Source organism: Sphingomonas sp. Leaf242, assembly GCF_001422045.1.
GTDB lineage: Bacteria > Pseudomonadota > Alphaproteobacteria > Sphingomonadales > Sphingomonadaceae > Sphingomonas.
The window spans coordinates 604,182-620,814 of record NZ_LMLW01000008.1; the positions used below are offsets into that span (position 1 = coordinate 604,182).

14 protein-coding genes are annotated in these 16,633 nt (G+C 65.5%); 10 read left to right on the plus strand and 4 right to left on the minus strand.

The window, feature by feature from the left end; genetic code table 11:
* Positions 1-272: 272 nt before the first annotated feature.
* From ASF09_RS10715 to ASF09_RS10735, 5 genes are all read left to right on the plus strand, one after another.
* A complete protein-coding gene (locus tag ASF09_RS10715; RefSeq protein ID WP_156359314.1) occupies positions 273-1,589 on the plus strand; it encodes a lipopolysaccharide biosynthesis protein in 1,317 nt (438 codons plus the stop codon).
* Positions 1,586-2,164: a serine O-acetyltransferase gene (locus ASF09_RS20710; protein ID WP_060526178.1), complete on the plus strand. Its 579-nt coding sequence runs from the start codon at positions 1,586-1,588 to the stop codon at positions 2,162-2,164. Before ASF09_RS10715 ends, ASF09_RS20710 begins: the two co-directional genes overlap by 4 nt.
* Entirely contained in the window at positions 2,161-3,399 is a 1,239-nt protein-coding gene (locus ASF09_RS10725) for a glycosyltransferase (RefSeq protein WP_060526179.1), read from the plus strand. Before ASF09_RS20710 ends, ASF09_RS10725 begins: the two co-directional genes overlap by 4 nt.
* 31 nt (positions 3,400-3,430) lie before the next feature.
* Positions 3,431-4,579 carry an acyltransferase family protein gene (locus tag ASF09_RS10730; RefSeq protein WP_162237250.1) on the plus strand — a complete coding sequence of 383 codons (1,149 nt, stop codon included), beginning with the start codon at positions 3,431-3,433 and terminating at the stop codon, positions 4,577-4,579.
* A 122-nt stretch (positions 4,580-4,701) separates the two neighbouring features.
* On the plus strand, positions 4,702-5,172 hold the full coding sequence (locus ASF09_RS10735) for a PilZ domain-containing protein (protein ID WP_060526181.1): 471 nt from the start codon (positions 4,702-4,704) through the stop codon (positions 5,170-5,172).
* Between the two features lie 78 nt (positions 5,173-5,250).
* On the opposite strand, the gene ASF09_RS10740 is transcribed toward ASF09_RS10735, so the two are convergent.
* Both ASF09_RS10740 and ASF09_RS10745 read right to left on the minus strand, forming a co-directional pair.
* Positions 5,251-6,654, minus strand: coding sequence for a cellulase family glycosylhydrolase (locus ASF09_RS10740; RefSeq protein WP_156359315.1), 1,404 nt, complete (start codon positions 6,652-6,654; stop codon positions 5,251-5,253).
* A gap of 52 nt (positions 6,655-6,706) precedes the next feature.
* Complete coding sequence (locus ASF09_RS10745; protein WP_060526183.1) at positions 6,707-8,095, minus strand: exopolysaccharide biosynthesis polyprenyl glycosylphosphotransferase; 1,389 nt, start codon at positions 8,093-8,095, stop codon at positions 6,707-6,709.
* A gap of 244 nt (positions 8,096-8,339) precedes the next feature.
* On the opposite strand from ASF09_RS10745, the gene ASF09_RS10750 reads away from it, so the two are divergent.
* Positions 8,340-9,404 (plus strand): glycosyltransferase family 4 protein, encoded by a 1,065-nt coding sequence (locus ASF09_RS10750; RefSeq protein ID WP_060526184.1) that lies wholly within the window; start codon positions 8,340-8,342, stop codon positions 9,402-9,404.
* Positions 9,405-9,426: 22 nt separating this feature from the next.
* Here ASF09_RS10750 and ASF09_RS10755 read toward each other — a convergent pair whose 3' ends face one another.
* The gene (locus tag ASF09_RS10755) at positions 9,427-10,632 is read right to left on the minus strand and encodes a glycosyltransferase family 4 protein (RefSeq protein WP_060526185.1); all 1,206 of its coding nucleotides are present in this window, start codon (positions 10,630-10,632) and stop codon (positions 9,427-9,429) included.
* 393 nt (positions 10,633-11,025) lie between these two features.
* Between ASF09_RS10755 and ASF09_RS10760 the strand changes: the two genes are divergently transcribed.
* Together ASF09_RS10760 and ASF09_RS10765 are read left to right on the plus strand one after the other, a co-directional pair.
* A complete protein-coding gene (locus ASF09_RS10760; protein ID WP_060526186.1) occupies positions 11,026-11,583 on the plus strand; it encodes a serine acetyltransferase in 558 nt (185 codons plus the stop codon).
* Positions 11,584-11,626: 43 nt separating this feature from the next.
* Positions 11,627-12,844, plus strand: a complete 1,218-nt coding sequence (locus ASF09_RS10765) for a glycosyltransferase family 4 protein (protein WP_060526187.1) — start codon at positions 11,627-11,629, stop codon at positions 12,842-12,844.
* Between the two features lie 31 nt (positions 12,845-12,875).
* Here the strand turns inward: ASF09_RS10765 and ASF09_RS10770 are convergent, their stop codons facing one another.
* A complete protein-coding gene (locus tag ASF09_RS10770) occupies positions 12,876-14,336 on the minus strand; it encodes a hypothetical protein (RefSeq protein WP_156359316.1) in 1,461 nt (486 codons plus the stop codon).
* 223 nt (positions 14,337-14,559) lie between these two features.
* On the opposite strand from ASF09_RS10770, the gene ASF09_RS10775 reads away from it, so the two are divergent.
* Together ASF09_RS10775 and ASF09_RS10780 are read left to right on the plus strand one after the other, a co-directional pair.
* On the plus strand, positions 14,560-15,783 hold the full coding sequence (locus tag ASF09_RS10775; RefSeq protein WP_162237251.1) for an outer membrane beta-barrel protein: 1,224 nt from the start codon (positions 14,560-14,562) through the stop codon (positions 15,781-15,783).
* Between the two features lie 19 nt (positions 15,784-15,802).
* Positions 15,803-16,621 carry a polysaccharide biosynthesis/export family protein gene (locus ASF09_RS10780; protein WP_060526190.1) on the plus strand — a complete coding sequence of 273 codons (819 nt, stop codon included), beginning with the start codon at positions 15,803-15,805 and terminating at the stop codon, positions 16,619-16,621.
* The last annotated feature ends 12 nt before the right edge of the window (positions 16,622-16,633 follow it).

A 16,633-nucleotide genomic window follows, 5' to 3' on the forward strand; every position in this document is an offset into this window, starting at 1 on the left:
GGTTGGGAATCTACTCACTGCTGAATGCACTCTGCAACGTCAATTGCGGAAAATTACGGTGCGGTGCAGCACGCCCCGAAACGAGGCAGGTCGGCCGCCCGAACCGATCGTTTTTCGCGGTCCGCCGGTCGCGAGTAGGGTCGGGTGGGATCGGCGTGGGTGGACGTGCGGGACCGAAATCGCCTAGTGGCATGCTGTGGTGCAGTATGACCCGGCAGTCGGCCGGCGATCGGGTTCTGTGCCGATGTCCTAGCGGAGAGACCGCCCTCGTCATGTCTGTCTTACTGACACGATTGATCCGCGGTGGCGCGCCGAACATGGTTCTGCGTGGTTCGACGCTGTTCCTTCGATTCGCGCTGTCCTTTTACATCGTCAGCCAGCTTGGTCTGGCGGCGGCGGGCGTCTATGGCCTGGCGATCGGTGCGATCGGCATCGTGCCAGCGACGGTCGGTTGGGGCCTGAACTATTTCGTGTCGCGCGAAGTGGTCGGGCATACCCCTGCGACCGCCGCGCCGCTGATCCGCGACCGGCTGATCATCACCTTCGCGTCGTTGCTCGCGGGCACGCTGATCGCGGTGCCGGTGCTGGTCTGGCAGACCGGCGGGATCACGCAGACGCAGGTGCTGATCCTGATCCTCTTGTGGCTCGAGACGGTCGCGCTCGACATCTACATGCCGATGATCGGGCTCGAACTCGCGCTGTTCGCCAACGTCCTCGTGTTCGTCCGCTCCGCCTTGTGGATCCCGATCGTCGTCGCGATCGGGTTCGCGCTGCCGGCGCTGAAGACGCTCGACATGATCTTCATCGGCTGGATCCTGAGCCACGTGCTCGCGATCGCGATGCTGTTCGTCTATCTGCGCCGCTGGCCGATGAAGGCGAGCCTGCGCGAGGAAAAGAAGCTGAGCGTGCTCGTCACGCGGGCCCGCCGCGCCTGGTACATCTATTTCAGCGACCTCGGCATCGTCGGGCTGGGCTATGCCGATCGCTTCATCCTGAACGCGCTGCTCGGGCTGGTCGCGACGGGTATCTACAGCTTCTATTTCTCGATCACCAACGCGCTCCAGACCTTGATCTCGACCGCCGTCGTGCAGCTCGCGCTGCCGCGGATGGTGCGTGCGTTCCGCGGCGGCGACCCGGTCGAGTGGCAGGCCGAACTGCGCCGCCAGATGATCAAGACGATGACCTTCGCCGCGGTGTTCAGCGTCGGCATCTTCCTCGCGACCGAGATGATCTTCTACTTCGCGCCGGCGGGGCGCTTCCCGGTATTTCGCGTGCTGCTCGCGATCATGCTGCTCGCGGCGACGATCCGTTCGGGCTCGGACCTGCTCAACGTGTCGATCACCAGCATGGGGCGCGACCGGATGTACGCGGTCAACAATGTCGCAGGCGTGATCGTCGCGATCGCGTTCGGCACCGGGTTCATGTATTTCTTCGGGCTGATCGGGGCGGGGCTGTCGGCCGCGGCTACCGCCAGCACGCTGTTCATCGTCCGTTTGCTCTATCTGCGGCATGTGCTCCGCAAGATGAAGCAGCCCGAGCCTTTCTCGCAAACGGGGGGCGGCTCGGCAACGGAGATGCCCCGCCTATGACCGATACGCCCATGACCGACACGCGCAAGACCGCTGCCTGGGCGATTTTCGCCGAGCATCTTCGCGGCGATCTGGTGCGCGTCGCCAAGGTCGGCGGGCAGCGGCCGGGCGGTGCGTTCCTGGTCTATGCGTGGCTGTTCCTGCCGGGCTTCCGCTTCATCCTGCAGCACCGGATCCAGCGCCTGCTCGCGTCGCTGCCGGTGGTCGGACGGGTCGTCGCGCGGCTCTATTGGGCGCGGACGTGTCGGCGATCGGGCTCCGAGATCGCCGCGATCGCGACTGTCGGCCCCGGCTGCTACATGCCGCACCCCTATGCGATCGTCCTCGGCGACTGCACGCTCGGCCGCAACGTCGCGGTCCTGCAATGCGTCACGATCGGCAAGCGCGGCGACGATGCGCCGCGCGGGCCGATCATCGGCGACGATGTCGAGATCGGCGCGGGCGCGACCATCCTCGGCCCGATCACGATCGGTCGCGGGGCCAAGATCGGCGCGAACTCGGTGGTGCTGAAGGACGTGCCCGCGGGCGCGGTCGCCGCCGGATCGCCGGCGCGCATCCTCGGCGGCGCGCGATGACGGAGACTGCGGCGTCCGGTCGCCGAGCGCTGCAGGTCTTCTATATCGGTGCCGGCGATCCGGTCGATCCGCGCTCGGGCATGGACGTCGTCGCGCGCGCACACATCGCCGAGCTGGCCGCATCGCGCGCGATCGACCTGACCGGCGTCTTCACGACGTTGCCCGCCGACACCCCTGCGCCCGCGTTCGGCGGCGTCGCCGGCTACCGCGCGGATACGAAGACTCCGTCCAAGGCGCGCAAGCTCGCGCATCTGTTGTCGGGTAAGCTGCTGATGAGCATCGGCTTCGTTTCGACTCCGGCGCGGCGCGCGATCCGCGCGGGACTGGCGGCGCAACCCGATCTGATCGTGGTCGACCATATCCAGGCGCTCGCGAACGTGTCGCTGTGGCGGCTCGTGCTGGGGCGCACGCCCTTCGTCTTCATCGCACACAACGTTACCCCGGACACGCTGGTCGATGGTGCGCGGCTGCGGAAATCGCGCGCGTCGGCGGCGTTCCTCCGCGTCGAGGCGGTGCAGGCATGGCTGATCGAGGCGCTGCTGCTGCGGCGTGCGGCGCGGACCGTGTTCATCTCCGACAGCGATGCGCGCCACTATCGCGGGCTGACCGGCGCGAAGGGCGTCGCGCTGTGCCCGGTCATCGAGCGCGCGCCGGTTTCGGCGGTAAAGGCGATCGCGCCGCCATCCAACGACATCGACCATCGCCGCGTCCTGTTCATCGGCAGCCCCGGCTTCCCCCCCAATCGCGCCGCGATCGACTGGATCACGCGGTCGCTCGCGCCCGCGTTGCTGGCGCTCGACGCCCCCGCGATCGTGACGTTCATCGGCAAGGGCACGCGCGAGCATATCGGCACACCCGCCGCCAATGTCGAAACACTGGGCTTCGTCGCCGACGACGAGATGGAGCGGTTGCTCGGCGCGTGCCTGTGCATGCTGAGCCCGGTCGTCCATGGTAGCGGGCTGAAGATCAAGATGCTCGAGGCGTTCGCCGCCGGCGCGCCGGTGATGGCGACGCCGCTGTCGCTCCAGGGCTTCGAATTCATGGGCGTGCCCGAACTGCTCGACCTCGACCAGCCCGAGACCGCCGCCCGGCATATCCTCGGGCTCGCGCAGGACCCGGCAGCGGTCGAGGCGGCACGGACGCGTGTCCGCGAGCGCTGGGCCGCGCACAGCCGGCAGCGCGAGGGCGCCCTGGTCGATACGCTGATCGGAGCGCGCGCAGGACGTGCCGGATGATGGCCCCGAAGACGGACAAGGAGCGGGCATCGTGAGCGAGCCGCAGACGCACGCAAAATCGACCGGTCCTTTCGGGACGAAGGTCAGGGTGCTCGATCCCAATTTGTCGCTCTATCTTGATCTGCTGCGCCTCGTCGCGGCGTTCGAGGTGGTGCTCGGCCATGCCCGGCATTTCGTCATGCCCCGGCTGCCAGGGTTCATCTCGGGCCACACCGGTGAGGCGGTCGCGGTGTTCTTCGTGCTGTCGGGGTTCGTCATCGCGTTCGTCGCGGAGGAGAAGGAACACAGCCTGCGCGCCTATGCGACCGCGCGTCTGTCGCGGCTCTATTCGGTCTGCCTGATCGCGCTGCTGGCGGGGTTCGTCTGCGACATGATCACGCAGCGATATGGCGTGGTACCGCTCACCGATCACCCGTTCTACGATCCCGCCTACCTCACCAACTTGCCGTTCGCGCTGACCTTCACCAACGAACTCTGGTTCAGCCACCGCGTGTTCGGTAGCAACGAACCCTATTGGTCGCTCGGGTTCGAAGCCGCCTATTACGTCATCTTCGCCGCGTTCTTCTATCTCGGGCGTGTGCGGGGTGCGGTGGTCGGTGTCCTGCTGATGCTTGCGTTCGGACCGAAGGTGGTCGCGTACATGCCGATCTGGCTGTTCGGGCTGCTCGCCTACCGCCATGTTCGCGCCGGCCGCGTGACGATGCCGAAGCGGCTGGCGCTCGCCGCGTTCGTCGCGACGTTGCTCGCCTATTTCGTGGTGAAGCGGACGTTGGAGCATTGGGCGTGGCCGATGTACGACCAAGCCGACCTGGCGCAGTTGGCGAAGAGCTTCGTGTATTTCGCGCTCGTCGGCGGGCTGATCACCGTCAACATCATCGCGTTCCGGCGCGCGACCGAAGGGCGGACGATCTTCCCCGCCGGCATCGCCCGCGCGATCCGCTGGTTGGCCGGAGCAAGCTTCACGCTGTATCTGGTCCACCAGCCGTTCTTCCTCATGCTGGCGTCGGTTTTCCCGAAGCTGCGCGCGAGTGCGTTTGGTGGGCCAGTGGCAATCGTCGCCGCGGTGATCCTCGCGCTGCTGATCGCCGAAGTGTCGGAGCGTCGCAAGCGTGTGTTCCAGCGCGCGTTCGGCAAGCTGCTCGGCGTCGGATCGCCGTCCCGATCGACGGTCGTTTTGTAATAATCTTCGGAGCAAAACAAATATTAGTTAAGATCGAAGAAACTATAGAATAACAGCAATTTTTCATTGCATGCCACCTAGATAGAGCGAGGGTTCAGGGTTTCGCCCGCACTAGGGAACAGATGGTGGCAACGGTACACAACGCAGCATTTTTCGCGGATCCAGCCGAACGTCGCGCCGACACGCGAGTGGCGTTGGCGCGTACCGGTACGCTGCGCCTGCATGACGAGACGACGTCGCGCGAGATCCGGATCGCCGATCTCAACCGCGACGGGTGCCGGATCGAATCGGTACTGCCGTTGCTGCTCGATCAGAATGTCGTGGTCGGCATTCCTGGCGTAGGCCAGCGCGAGGCGCAGATCACGTGGGCCGGCGCACGCGATTATGGTTGCCAGTTCGACCTGCCGCTCCCCGCCGGCAGCATCACCGCGGCGATGACCGACAATGTTTATGGTTTGAATACCATCACCGGCGCGATCCGTGCGCCCGCCACGTTCAAATGGCAGCCCCGCGGGCGGTTGTTGCTGCTCGGCGTGATCAGCCTGGCAGGATGGACCGCGATCACCTTGGTGGTCGAGCGTCTGCTGGGCTGATAGTCCGCTAGCTTTCCGAGACGTGCACTGGCCGCCCCCTCCACGCGCAGGAGGGGGCGGCCAGCATTTTTTGTGCGCCTACAGCATGCGGTAGCGTATTCCCGCGCCGCTGCCCGACAGCGACACCACGACCGGCCGCGACCCGACCGGGATCGTCGTGTCGCGCGGGCCGGCGGGCGAACAGATTGGCCGGTAGGGCGTCGGCGCGCCGCCGATTTGCAGCTCAGCCTTCTGCGCGGCACGATCCGTCCACGCGATCAGCGTGCGCGACTGCCCGTCGCTCATCCTTGCCACGGTCAGGCCGGGCTGCGGCCGATCGATCCGCCAGCTTTTCGCGCGGCCGATCAGGCGGCTGACATCGCGCATCATGCAGGCGGCGGGCTTGGGTTTGTAATCGTACGTGAACAGCCCGAAATTAGCCTCGTTGTCGGTGGGGTCCTGGGCCTGGTCCTTCAACTGATAGATCCAGACGCCGCGCATCCACGGCGTCGCCGCGGACCACAGCAGGAACTGGGCGATGTTATTGCCCGAATCGTTGCGCGCGATATCGCATGGCCCGCCCTGCGTGGTCGGCCAACCGATCTCGGTGACGTAGATCGGCATCGCCCGACCGCCGCGGATCCGCATCTTCGTGGCGAGCGCCTGCATCCGCGTGATCGCTTCGGCAGCAGTCCGGTTATCGGGGCGTTCGCAGTGGTTATAATAATGTACCGACAGGCCGTCGGCGCCCTTCAGCCCGCCGCCGCCGGCCACCGCGTGCACCCACTGCCAGCCGTCATCCGTCCCCGCCGCACCAGCCAGGACGGTGGCGTTCGGTTGGCTCGCGCGAATCGCGGCGGTCGCCTTGGCCGCCAGTCGGGCATAGGCGTCGCCGCCGCGCGGATCGCCGGGCGCGGCGCGTCCGATCAGCTTGCCCATCGCTGGCGCGGCGTTGAGGTTCCACTCGTTCCAGATCTCATAGATCGGGCGTCGGCCTGCGGTCTGGCGTGCGGCCTCGCCGGCAAAGTTCGCAAACGCCGCACGACCCGCATCGGTAACCGGCACGCCGTCGCCGCCGATCGCCGGATTGGGATGATCCAGGATGAACAGCGGCCGCGCCTTGGTCGCGGCCAGGAACGCCGCCAGGCGGGGCCGCATGCTGCCCGGCGCGTTCATGCCCGCGCCCTTGAAGCCCGGCCAGGTCAGGTCGTCGCGGAACGACGATGCACCGACCGTGTCGATCGCCTGCGCCGTCCGGGCGGGGTCATAGCCATATTCGCCACCGATCCCGAAATGCACGCCGACGCCGATGATCAACGGCGCGGCGCGTGGCGTCAGCGGTCCATCGGGCAGCGGCCGCAACGGGCCGGGCGACGACGACGGCATCGGCGCCATCGAGGCGAGCGCGACGGCACCCCCGACCAGGCCGGTCAGCGCCAGCCCGGCACGGGCCACGATCTTCCCGGCCGTCAGGCTGGATTTCGGGGATCGAATAGATGGCATTGGCTTCTCCTCAACCCCCGGAATCGCGCCCTACCGCCCCCGCGGCGCGGGCTCAATAGGCGTTGCTGTGGACGAGAACGGTCATCGTCCGGAACAGGATCTTGACGTCGCGCATCAGGCTCCAGTCATGGAGATATTCGAGATCGGCCTGCAGCCGGTTCTTGAGATCGACGTCGCGGTGGGTCGCGCCGCGGAACCCGCGAACCTGTGCAAGGCCGGTGATTCCCGGCTTCAGCGCATGGCGATGCCAATATTCGCGGTCGACTTCCCAGAACAGCTGGTTGCCCGCGAGCGAGCCGAGCGCGTGCGGGCGCGGCCCGACTAGGCTCATGTCGCCGAGCAGGACGTTCAGGAACTGCGGGATCTCGTCGAGGCTGGTCTTGCGGATGAACGCGCCGACGCGGGTGATGCGCTTGTCGTCGCGCTGCGTCGAGGTTGCGCCCTTGGCGTCGAGGCTTTCGACGCGCATCGAGCGGAACTTGAGGATGTTGAAGATGCGGTTGCCGCGCCCGATCCGCTCCTGGCGGAACAGCACCGGACCGGGCGAATCGAGCTTCACCGCGAGCGCGATCAGCACGAGCGCCGGAGAAATCGCGAACAGCACGATCAGCGTCACGATGATGTCGAGCGCGCGCTTCTTGGCCATGTCGGTATAGCTCAGCGGCCCGCGTGCAACGAGCAGCGTCTGGCGGCCCTTGAAGTTCTGCAGGCCCAGCACGCCGAGCTTGCCGAAACCGGCCGACAGGATCTCGCCGTCGACATTGGCGCCGCGCAGCAGCAGCGACCAGTCGAGCTGGCGATCCACCGGGCAGTGCACCACGACGCGCTCGTACTTGCTGACCATCTGGCCGAATCGATTGAGCATGTGCGGATTGCCCATGTCCGGCTCGATCCCGGCCTCGCCGGCGAAGATCGTGTCGCAGAGCTTCGGCTCGTGCCATTGCGCGCGCGGCACGTCGTCGACGATCAGCAGTTCGGCGACCAGCTTCGGCGCAACCGTGCGCCGGACGACGATGACGATGATCATCCGGAACGTCGCCATCAGGATCGTGGTGCCGCCGAAACCGATCGCGAACGCGACGCGGGAGATGTCGTTACCCGCCTGGACGAAGAAGATCAGCGTCAGCAGCGCGAACCCGGTGATCGCCAGCGGCACGATCGCGCGCATCATCGATTCGGTGCCGCTGGTGATCGCGGGCCGGGAATACGCCTTGTTGTTGAAGGCGATAAGGAAATAGATCGGCAGGACCGGATAGGCGAGATCGATCCCGCTCAGCGACAGCCAATTGTCGCCGCGGACGAAGCTGCCGATCGCGAATCCGATTGCGATCGCGAACAGGTCGGTCGCGATCAACAGGCAATATAGCCGTAGGCGCAGGTTCCGTCGGTGGAGGGCGCCGGCCAACGAAACTTCGCCGAGATGGTCCATGGCTACTTCCATCGCGTGACTTTATCCTTAGAAAATCGGCCCCTGGCCACCCGACCGGTTTTCGCTGCGCTGCAACAGTGATAGCGGGTGGGCCATCGTGGAGCAATCACGGCGATATAACCTTACGATGCAGGATCTAACCTGAACGAAACACTCGAATCAGTTTAGATGGCCACCCATGGCGGCGCATAGCAGCCTTGCAACAATATGGCGTCACACCGTGCCTATCCCCGGATAGAATTGGAAAATAGAGACAATGATCGCAGTTAATGGTCGTTTTCTGGGACGTTCGGTCACCGGTGTCGAACGGTTCGCGCGTATGTTGCTGGGGCAGGTTCACGACCGCATCGTGGCGGGCGCCGAGCCGCCGCGCTGGACGCTGTTGCTGCCGCCCGGCGTTGCTGCACCGCCAGAATGGCCGCGGTTTTCGGCACGCACCGTCGGTCGCGGCGGTGGTCACGCCTGGGAGCAGATCCATCTGCCGCGGGCGGCGCACGGGTCGACGCTTCTTAACCTGTGCAACTCTGGCCCGATCGCGCCGCGCCGGTCGCTGACCGTGATCCACGACGCGCTGGTCTACGATCTGCCGGAGAATTTCTCGCGACCGTATCGGACGATGCACCGGACGCTCGGGCATCTCATCGCGCGTCGCTCGCAGATCGCGACCGTGTCGGGCTTTTCGCGCGATCGTCTGGCCGCAGTGCTCAAGCTCGACCCCGGCAGGATCCCGGTGATCCCGAACGCGGCGGACCATGTCGACGCGATCGTCCCCGATATCGACATCGTCGCGCAACTGGGCCTGATTCCGGGGCGATTCCTGCTGTTCGTCGGATCGTTCGCGCCCAACAAGAACCTGCCGCGCGCGCTAGAGGCGTTCGCTAGGGTCGCGCGGCCCGACGACCGCCTCGTGCTGGTCGGCGCGGCGGTCAAGTCGTTCGCGCAGAACGGCATCGACGACGTGCCGCCGGGCGTGATCCTGCCGGGCCGGATCAGCGACGAGGCGTTGATGGGGCTGTACCGCGCCGCCCGCGCGCTGGTGTTTCCCAGTCTGTACGAAGGCTTCGGCATCCCACCGCTCGAGATGATGCAGTTCGGCCGTCCGGTGCTGGCGGGCGATATCCCCCCGGTGCGCGAAGTGTGCGGCGATGCGGCGCTGTACGTCGATCCGACCTCGATCGACTCGATCGCTGCGGGGCTGGAGCGGATCCTGCGCGACGACATTCTGGTCGACGATCTGGCGGCACGCACCGCGGCGCGCCCCGACGCCTATAGCTGGTCGGCGAGCACCGACGATCTGATCGCCGCGCTCGCTGCGATCTGAATAGCGAGCGAAAAAACGCCGATCAGACCGGGCGGTCGGCGTCGCTGGCGTAGAGCGCTATATAGCGGCCCGCGACCGCGGCTTCGGAGAATTGCTCGAGCAATGCCGGATCGGCGGTGCGGCGCGCGCGCCACGTCGCCGGGTCGTCGAGCGCAAGGCGCAGCCGCGACGCGAGTGCCTCGGGATCGTCCTTGGCGTACATTGCCGATAGCGGCGCCATATGGCCGATCTCGGGCGTGCCGCCAGCGTCCGAATACAAGGTCGGCGTGCCGCGCGCGAGGCTTTCGATCATGGTACGCGGCAGAGGTTCGGGCCAGGTCGAGCCGATGATCAGGACGTCGATGCTGTCGTAGAACGCATCGGCCTCGACGAACCCCATCCAGTCGATCCGCGGATCCGGATGGCGCGCTTTCAGCCCGTCGATATAATCGGTCTGGCCACCACCGGCGATGCGCAGTCGCCAGTCGCCTTCGACGCTGGTGATCGCCGCGAGTACCACTTCGATGCCCTTTTCGGGTTCGACCCGGCCGATCACGCCGAACACCAGGCCGGGGGCGTCCTCGCGCCCCGGTCGTTCCGCGCTGGACACCACCGCGTTCACATCGGCGATGTTGAAGATCACGCGGCTCGGCGTATCGTCGAAGAAGCCGTGACGCTCGTGCGTATCGATCACGTACTGACTGTTCGAGGCGACCGCATCGACGAGCGGCGTATTGCGCTTCTTGCGGTCGGTCAGCAGGCGGCAATCGGCGCAACGCTCGACGCAATCCTTGCGGTCGCGGTATAGCGCGGCACGCGCGCACATAAGGCTGTAGTCGCGCAGCGTGTGGACGATCCGGATGTCGTTTGCGCGCGCCCAGTGCCAGATTTCGGTCGAGAACCCCTGAAGATTGTTGGTGTGCAGCACGTCGGGCTTGATCCGCTTGGCGAGCGCGATCAGGTCGCGGGTTGCCCGCCGATTTTTCCGGTCGCGCAGGTGCCACATCAGGCGCACGGGCTTGGACGGACGATGCCCGGGGCGGAACGGCCAATAGATGTTGCGCAGTGGCAGGCGGTGTACCGTGACCGGGCCGTCGCGTTCCTCGATGATCGTATCGCCGTCGTGCAGCGAGGCGACGTGAACGTCGTGACCGCGCGCGCCGACCGCCCGGCCGAGCAGCGCGACCGACCGCTCGGCGCCACCGACGAGGGAGGGGGGATACAACGTGTTCACGATCAGAATGCGCATGCTACCCTATCAATTCGTCTTTTGCGTATCAGCCGCGACCCAAATACCGCGGAGGAGGCGCACCATGGAATTCAAGGCGGCGTAATTCTTAGGCGACATCCACCCGTTCTGGTCGATCGTTACTGTCGTTGCGATCAAATCCAGTGCGGATACTACGCCATCGAACGTTCATCTCGCGTCTGCGATATCGTGACCTCAGCATCTTTCGCAACCGTGAACTTGTGAAGGCAAGGGCAGGCACGTGGCCTCGACAGACGATATTTTTACAAAAAACGATACGAGTTCACCGTTATGGCTTTGCGTGACGTCACAATTGCCGCAATGCACAAAAAATTTCTTTATACCATTTTCACCATGCCGAATGGCAGTCTCCAGCAGAGGTAGTGTCCGCCCATGACCAATACGGAATCAGGCGAAGCCGCCGGTTTCCGCGCGGCGGTTCGGCGTGATCTCGCGTTGTTCGCCCATCACGAATCGACCATCGTAACCGCGGGCTTCGCCTTGCGGATGATCCTGGTGACGCAAGGGTTCCAGTTCGTGCTGGCGCGGCGGATCCAGGATCTGTTGGCGCAGATTCCCGTGATTGGTCGTCCGATGCGGCGTATCTGGTGGTGGGGGACGTGCCGATCGTTCGGGTCGGAGATCGCGATCGGCTGTACGGTTTCGCCGGGACTGTACATTCCTCATCCATACGGGATCGTCGTGGGGGTCTGCACCTTGGGCGAAAACGTCGCGATCCTGCAGAACGTGACGATCGGCTCCCGCCATTCGCACAGCCCTGGTCATGCACGGATCGGCCGAAATGCCTATCTGTCGGCTGGGGCGGCAATTATAGGCGCGATCTCAATCGGGGAGGGAGCCATGATCGGCGCCAATGCCGTAGTGTTGCGTGACGTGCCGAACGGCGCGGTCGCGGTTGGCGTGCCGGCCCGGATCGTCGTCGCGTCATGATGCCGCGCGAACTCTCGTCCTATAGCCATTGGAGCGGCACGCGATGCGCATCCTGAGCATTTCCGCCTATTATCCGCCTTATGTGATCGGTGGCGCGGAACTGTGCGCGCACAGTCTGACCTACTGGTTCGCGGCCAATGGCCACGAGGCGGCGGTGCTGACCGCGGCGCCGATGGCCGAGCATGAGAGCTGGGCGACGCCGCAGGACGGCTACACGCTGTACCGGGTCGGTACACCGCACATCTATCCGGTGTTCAAGACCAGCCAGGCGCCGAGCTGGAAGAAGCCGATCTGGCATGCGCAGGATCATTACGATCCGCGCAACGAGGCTATGTTCGAGCAGGTCATCGCCGATTTCAAACCGGACTTCATCCATATCCACTGGATATCGGGGCTGGGCTATAACGGGTTGAAGGCGATCGGCCGTCACGACATACCGACCGCGATCACGTTGCACGACCTCGCCTATACCTGCCTGCGTACGACGATGTTCCGCGGCAGCGACGAGTGCGTCGGCCAGTGTACCAGTTGCCGCGTGAGTTCGAAGGTCAAGATGGGGTTCCTGCGTGAGATCCCGCGGCTCGGCTTCATCTCGCCGTCGCAGTCCAACCTCGACACGGTGTCGTCGTTCCTGCCGATCGCGGACTATCCGCGGTTCCACATCCTCAACCCCAACCGCTATCCCACCCCGCGCACCACGCACGTGCCGTCGGATACGGTGCGACTGGTGTTCGTCGGACGGCTGGAAAAGACCAAGGGGATCAATTTCCTCCTCGAACTGCTCGATCCGCTCGCCGCGCAGTATAAGTTCCATCTCACCGTGCTCGGCAAGGGGCCGGAGGATCAGGCGTTGCGGGCGGCGTATGGCGATCGCCCATGGCTGACGATGCAGGGCCATGTGCCGCAGCAGAACGTCTCCGACCTGATGGCCGAAAGCGATATGCTGATCGTTCCGTCGCTATGGGCCGAAAATTCGCCGGGCGTCGTGTTCCAGGCGCTGGTCAACGCGGTGCCGGTGATGGGCAGCGACAAGGGCGGGCTGCCCGAACTGATCGAGCCCGGTGTCAATGGCATGCTGGTCCCGCCCGGCGACACAGAGCGCTGGCGCGCGGCGATCGTCGACGTGTTGGAGAATCCCGAGCAATTGCTGGTCCTGCGCGAGCAGGCCGCCAAGCAGACCGACCGGTACGACTATGACGTGCTCGCCAAACAGATGCTCGACGCGTTCGACCAGATCGCGGCCGGCAGCGGAAACCGCTGACCGGCGCGGGGTTCGCGATTTGTCCGGCAGCCTAGAGCAGGCGGGCGTTGACCCCAAGTCGGCTGGCGTTGGGCATGTCGATCACGACCGGCATCTCGCCGATGGTGACGGTGCGGTCGGAGGCGGCGGCAGCGGTGGCCTGGCAGAGGGTGCGGGTGGTGTAGGCGGCGGTGCCGCCGACCGTGATCCGCCCCTGCCGGCCGGCCACCGCGCTCCAGGCGACGATCGCCAGGCCGCGCGACGTCGTAACGCGGATCACCGTCAGGCCGTTGTCGACGCTCTGCACCGCCATTGCCTTCGCATCGGCGATCACCGCGCTGGCATCGGCGAACGCGCACTGCGCCGACTTCGCCGCGTAATTGGCGTCGTACAGACCGAAATTATGCTGGATATTGGTCGGGTCGACGCCCGAATCCTTGGTCTCGTAATACCAGGATCCCGCCACCCAGGGCAGCGCGGCGGTGTGCAGCAGGAACTGCGGCACGTTGGTCGCGATCTTCGCCGCGCTTACCGCGCAGACGTTGGTACCCGCCGGCCAGCCCCATTCGGTTACATACAATGGCAGGTCGCGCCCGCCATTGGCGCCGGCGATCTTCGAGTGCAGCAGCGTCAGCCGGCCCAGCGCCTCGGAGGCGGTGCGATTGGCGGTACTGGCGCAGTGATTGTAGATGTGCGCGGAGATGCCGTCGGCCTGCGCCGCGGCCCCGCGGGCGAGGACGTCGAGCGTCCATTGCCAGTCGGGATCGTCGCCCGCCGCGCCCACCAAGACCTTCGCACTCGGTGCGACCTGCTTGATCGCGCTGGTCGCGCGCGCGGCGAGCGGCGCGTAGTAGAGCGACGCGCGATAGTCCGACGCGTCGCCCGGACCGACCATCACCGGCTTGTCGCGGACGACGTTGCGGTTCCATTCGTTCCAGATCTCGTAGATCGCATCGCGGCCCGTGGTCGCGGCGACCGCGCGCTGCGCATAGGCCGCGAACGCGGTCTGTCCGGCATCGGCGACCGGCGGCGACGCGCCCGGAATGAACGCGTTGCCGTTGTTGAGGATATACAAAGGGCGTGCGGTGGTCTTGCCGAGGAAGGTCACGAGCGGCTGCGGCAAATGCGCGCCGGTGACGTCCCAATCGGGTGCCAGCGCGTTCCAGTAGAGATCCTCGCGGAACGCCCGGATGCCGCTATCGGTGAACCGCTGCGCGACGCTGTCGGGATCGTAACCGGCGAGCGCCGCATAGGAGAAGTGCGTGGCCGCGCCGACGATATAGGGCGACGCGCGCACCGGCAGGTCCGATGCGGCGAATATGATCGCGGTGGCGCCGGCTTCGGTGGGCAGCGCGCTGGCGTCGGCGGCGGTCGGCGTGACGGCAGGCGAGGGCGTCGGCGACGGCACTGCAGCAGGAACGGTCGTGACCGCCTCGGTCGAGGCGGAACTGCCGTCGCCGCCGCCGCAAGATGCGAGCAAAATGCTGAATAGTGGCAAAAAACGGCGAACCATGTCGAACCCTCGATGAGGACTCATGCTTAATTCGCAGGGTTTTACATGCGGTTAATGGAGGGGACATATAGGAACACTTATGCGGCAGCGCAGCGTGATCGAAGGTGAGTTCGTCTTTTACATCGGTTAGGAGCGTCTTGACGCCGTGGATACGAGAAGGCACGCAGACTCTATGTTCGGTTGTTATTCCTCACCGGTTCGCCGCTCGATGTTGCATTGCAGCATGAATCGCGCGCGAGTCTTCAGCGTCCTTGCCCAGGCAATGGGGGCCGCTGCCTTCGTCGTTCCGCAGGTCGCCGTCGCGCAGTCCGAGCAGCTGGGGAATCCGTTGCTGCCGATCCCGCTGATCGGCGTAACGACGATCGATCAGCCGGGGTTGAGCGTGACGCCGTCGGGAGAGGTCGCCTATGACGACAACATCTTCCGAACCAGCGAAAACCGCGCGGCGCCGGTCGACGACATCATCGTCACGCCGGCCGTGCGCGCGACCTATCAGCGGCAGGTCGGGCACAACGATCTGCGCGTCGACGGCGATTTCGCCTATAGTTTCTATACCCGGAACACCGATCGCAGCCGCGCGCGCGCGGATATAGAGGGGACCGGTACGATCCGTGTCGCCGGCATCTGCCAGATCCAGCCCGATCTGCGATTCGCGCGGCAGCAGGCCGATTACGGCGACATCAACGGCCCGGTCGACAATTTCCAGACGTTCTCGACGTTGGCGGTCAAGGCCAGCTGCCCTCGCGCCGTGGGGTTCTTCCCGCTGGCCGAAGTGTCGCGGCGGACGACGCGCAACACGACGCAATTCGATTTCGCGGATCAGACGCTGGTCTCCGCGGCAGGCGGAATCGGCTATGCGCGTCCCAGCCTGGGACAGGTGGCACTGTTTTATCGCTATTCGCGCGCAGATCGTCCGACCATCGGCGTCGTCAATCGCATCGACGAGGCGGGGGTGACGTTCAATCGCGCGGTCGTGAGCCGGGTCGAGCTGAACGTCGATCTGCATTACCTCCAGGCGCGAAGCCAGGGGGCCAACGTGCGCCCCTATCATGGCCCCGGCTGGGACGTGGACCTCGTGTTCCGGCCTATTCCGCGGATCATGTTCAAGGGTGAGGCGGGTCGTCGCATCGTCAACGATTCGCTGGTGCCGTCCGGGTTCACCGTCCAGTCCGATTACGCGCTGAACACCGAATGGCGCTTTGCCGAGCGGACGACGCTGCGTGGCGGCGCGATTCTTGGGCGGCGACAGTTTCGCGGCGATCCGCTTGTGATCGCGTCGCCTTTTTCCAGCGATCGTTTTTCCAGCCTGACTTTGGGGCTGACCCGTGCGATGGGCGAGCGCCTCAATCTGACGTTGGATGGCCAGCGCACGTCGCGGCGTACCAATACGGGGTTAAACGATTATGATGCCAACCGCGCCGCGGCCGGCGTATCGTACAGGTTCTGACACAATGACGAGGGACATCATGACAGTTAGCTGGCACTTCGTACGCCTGGCTGGCGCAGTGGCGTTGTCCGCGGTGCCGCTCGCGCAGGCGCAGGCGCAGGCGCAGGTCGCCAATGCACCCGTTGGTCAGGGACCCGTCACGCCGGCAAGCTCGTACGTACTCGGGCCCAACGACGAGATTTCGGTCACCGTGTTCGGGCAGGATTCGATGTCGTCGAAGACGCGGATCCGCGCCGACGGCACGATCACCGCACCGTTCCTCGGCGTGGTCCAGGCGGCGGGCAAGACGACCGCGCAACTCGGCACCGAATTGTCGCAGGCGTATGTCCGCGGCGGCTATCTGAGCAAGCCCTCGATCAACGTCGAGATCACCGCCTATGCCAGCAAGACCGCGACCGTGCTGGGTGCCGTCCCCAATTCGGGTCTCTATCCGATCGATCGTCCCTATACCGTGTCGGCGATGGTCGCGCGCGCGGGCGGGCCGCGGATCGACGGCGCCAACGCCGTGATCCTGACCCCGGTCGGTGGCCAGCCGGTCCGCATCTCGCTCGCCGATCTGGCAGGCGGCGCGTCGCGCATGGTCCAGCCGGGCGACACGCTGTTCGTGCCGACCGCCGAATCGGTCTATGTCTACGGCGAAGTCAACAAGGGCGGCGCCTATCCGATCCAGCCCGGCATGACCTTCCGCCAGGCGCTGGCGCTCGCCGGTGGGCCGACGCTGGCCGGTTCGGTCAAGCGGATCGAAGTGCGGCGCGGCGGTCAGAAGATCGACAAGCCCGATCTCGACATGGTGGTCCAGCCCGAAGACGTGCTGGTCATCAAGGAAAAGTGGTTCTGATCGTGATGATCC

What these genes read in the sequence shown, in the direction of transcription:
- ASF09_RS10715 (WP_156359314.1), top strand. Translation starts at nt 273, where the DNA reads ATGTCTGTCTTACTGACACGATTGATCCGCGGTGGCGCGCCGAACATG.
- ASF09_RS20710 (WP_060526178.1), top strand. Translation starts at nt 1,586, where the DNA reads ATGACCGATACGCCCATGACCGACACGCGCAAGACCGCTGCCTGGGCG.
- ASF09_RS10725 (WP_060526179.1), top strand. Translation starts at nt 2,161, where the DNA reads ATGACGGAGACTGCGGCGTCCGGTCGCCGAGCGCTGCAGGTCTTCTAT.
- ASF09_RS10735 (WP_060526181.1), top strand. Translation starts at nt 4,702, where the DNA reads ATGGTGGCAACGGTACACAACGCAGCATTTTTCGCGGATCCAGCCGAA.
- ASF09_RS10740 (WP_156359315.1), bottom strand. Translation starts at nt 6,654, where the DNA reads ATGCCATCTATTCGATCCCCGAAATCCAGCCTGACGGCCGGGAAGATC.
- ASF09_RS10745 (WP_060526183.1), bottom strand. Translation starts at nt 8,095, where the DNA reads ATGGAAGTAGCCATGGACCATCTCGGCGAAGTTTCGTTGGCCGGCGCC.
- ASF09_RS10750 (WP_060526184.1), top strand. Translation starts at nt 8,340, where the DNA reads ATGATCGCAGTTAATGGTCGTTTTCTGGGACGTTCGGTCACCGGTGTC.
- ASF09_RS10755 (WP_060526185.1), bottom strand. Translation starts at nt 10,632, where the DNA reads ATGCGCATTCTGATCGTGAACACGTTGTATCCCCCCTCCCTCGTCGGT.
- ASF09_RS10760 (WP_060526186.1), top strand. Translation starts at nt 11,026, where the DNA reads ATGACCAATACGGAATCAGGCGAAGCCGCCGGTTTCCGCGCGGCGGTT.
- ASF09_RS10765 (WP_060526187.1), top strand. Translation starts at nt 11,627, where the DNA reads ATGCGCATCCTGAGCATTTCCGCCTATTATCCGCCTTATGTGATCGGT.
- ASF09_RS10770 (WP_156359316.1), bottom strand. Translation starts at nt 14,336, where the DNA reads ATGGTTCGCCGTTTTTTGCCACTATTCAGCATTTTGCTCGCATCTTGC.
- ASF09_RS10775 (WP_162237251.1), top strand. Translation starts at nt 14,560, where the DNA reads ATGAATCGCGCGCGAGTCTTCAGCGTCCTTGCCCAGGCAATGGGGGCC.
- ASF09_RS10780 (WP_060526190.1), top strand. Translation starts at nt 15,803, where the DNA reads ATGACAGTTAGCTGGCACTTCGTACGCCTGGCTGGCGCAGTGGCGTTG.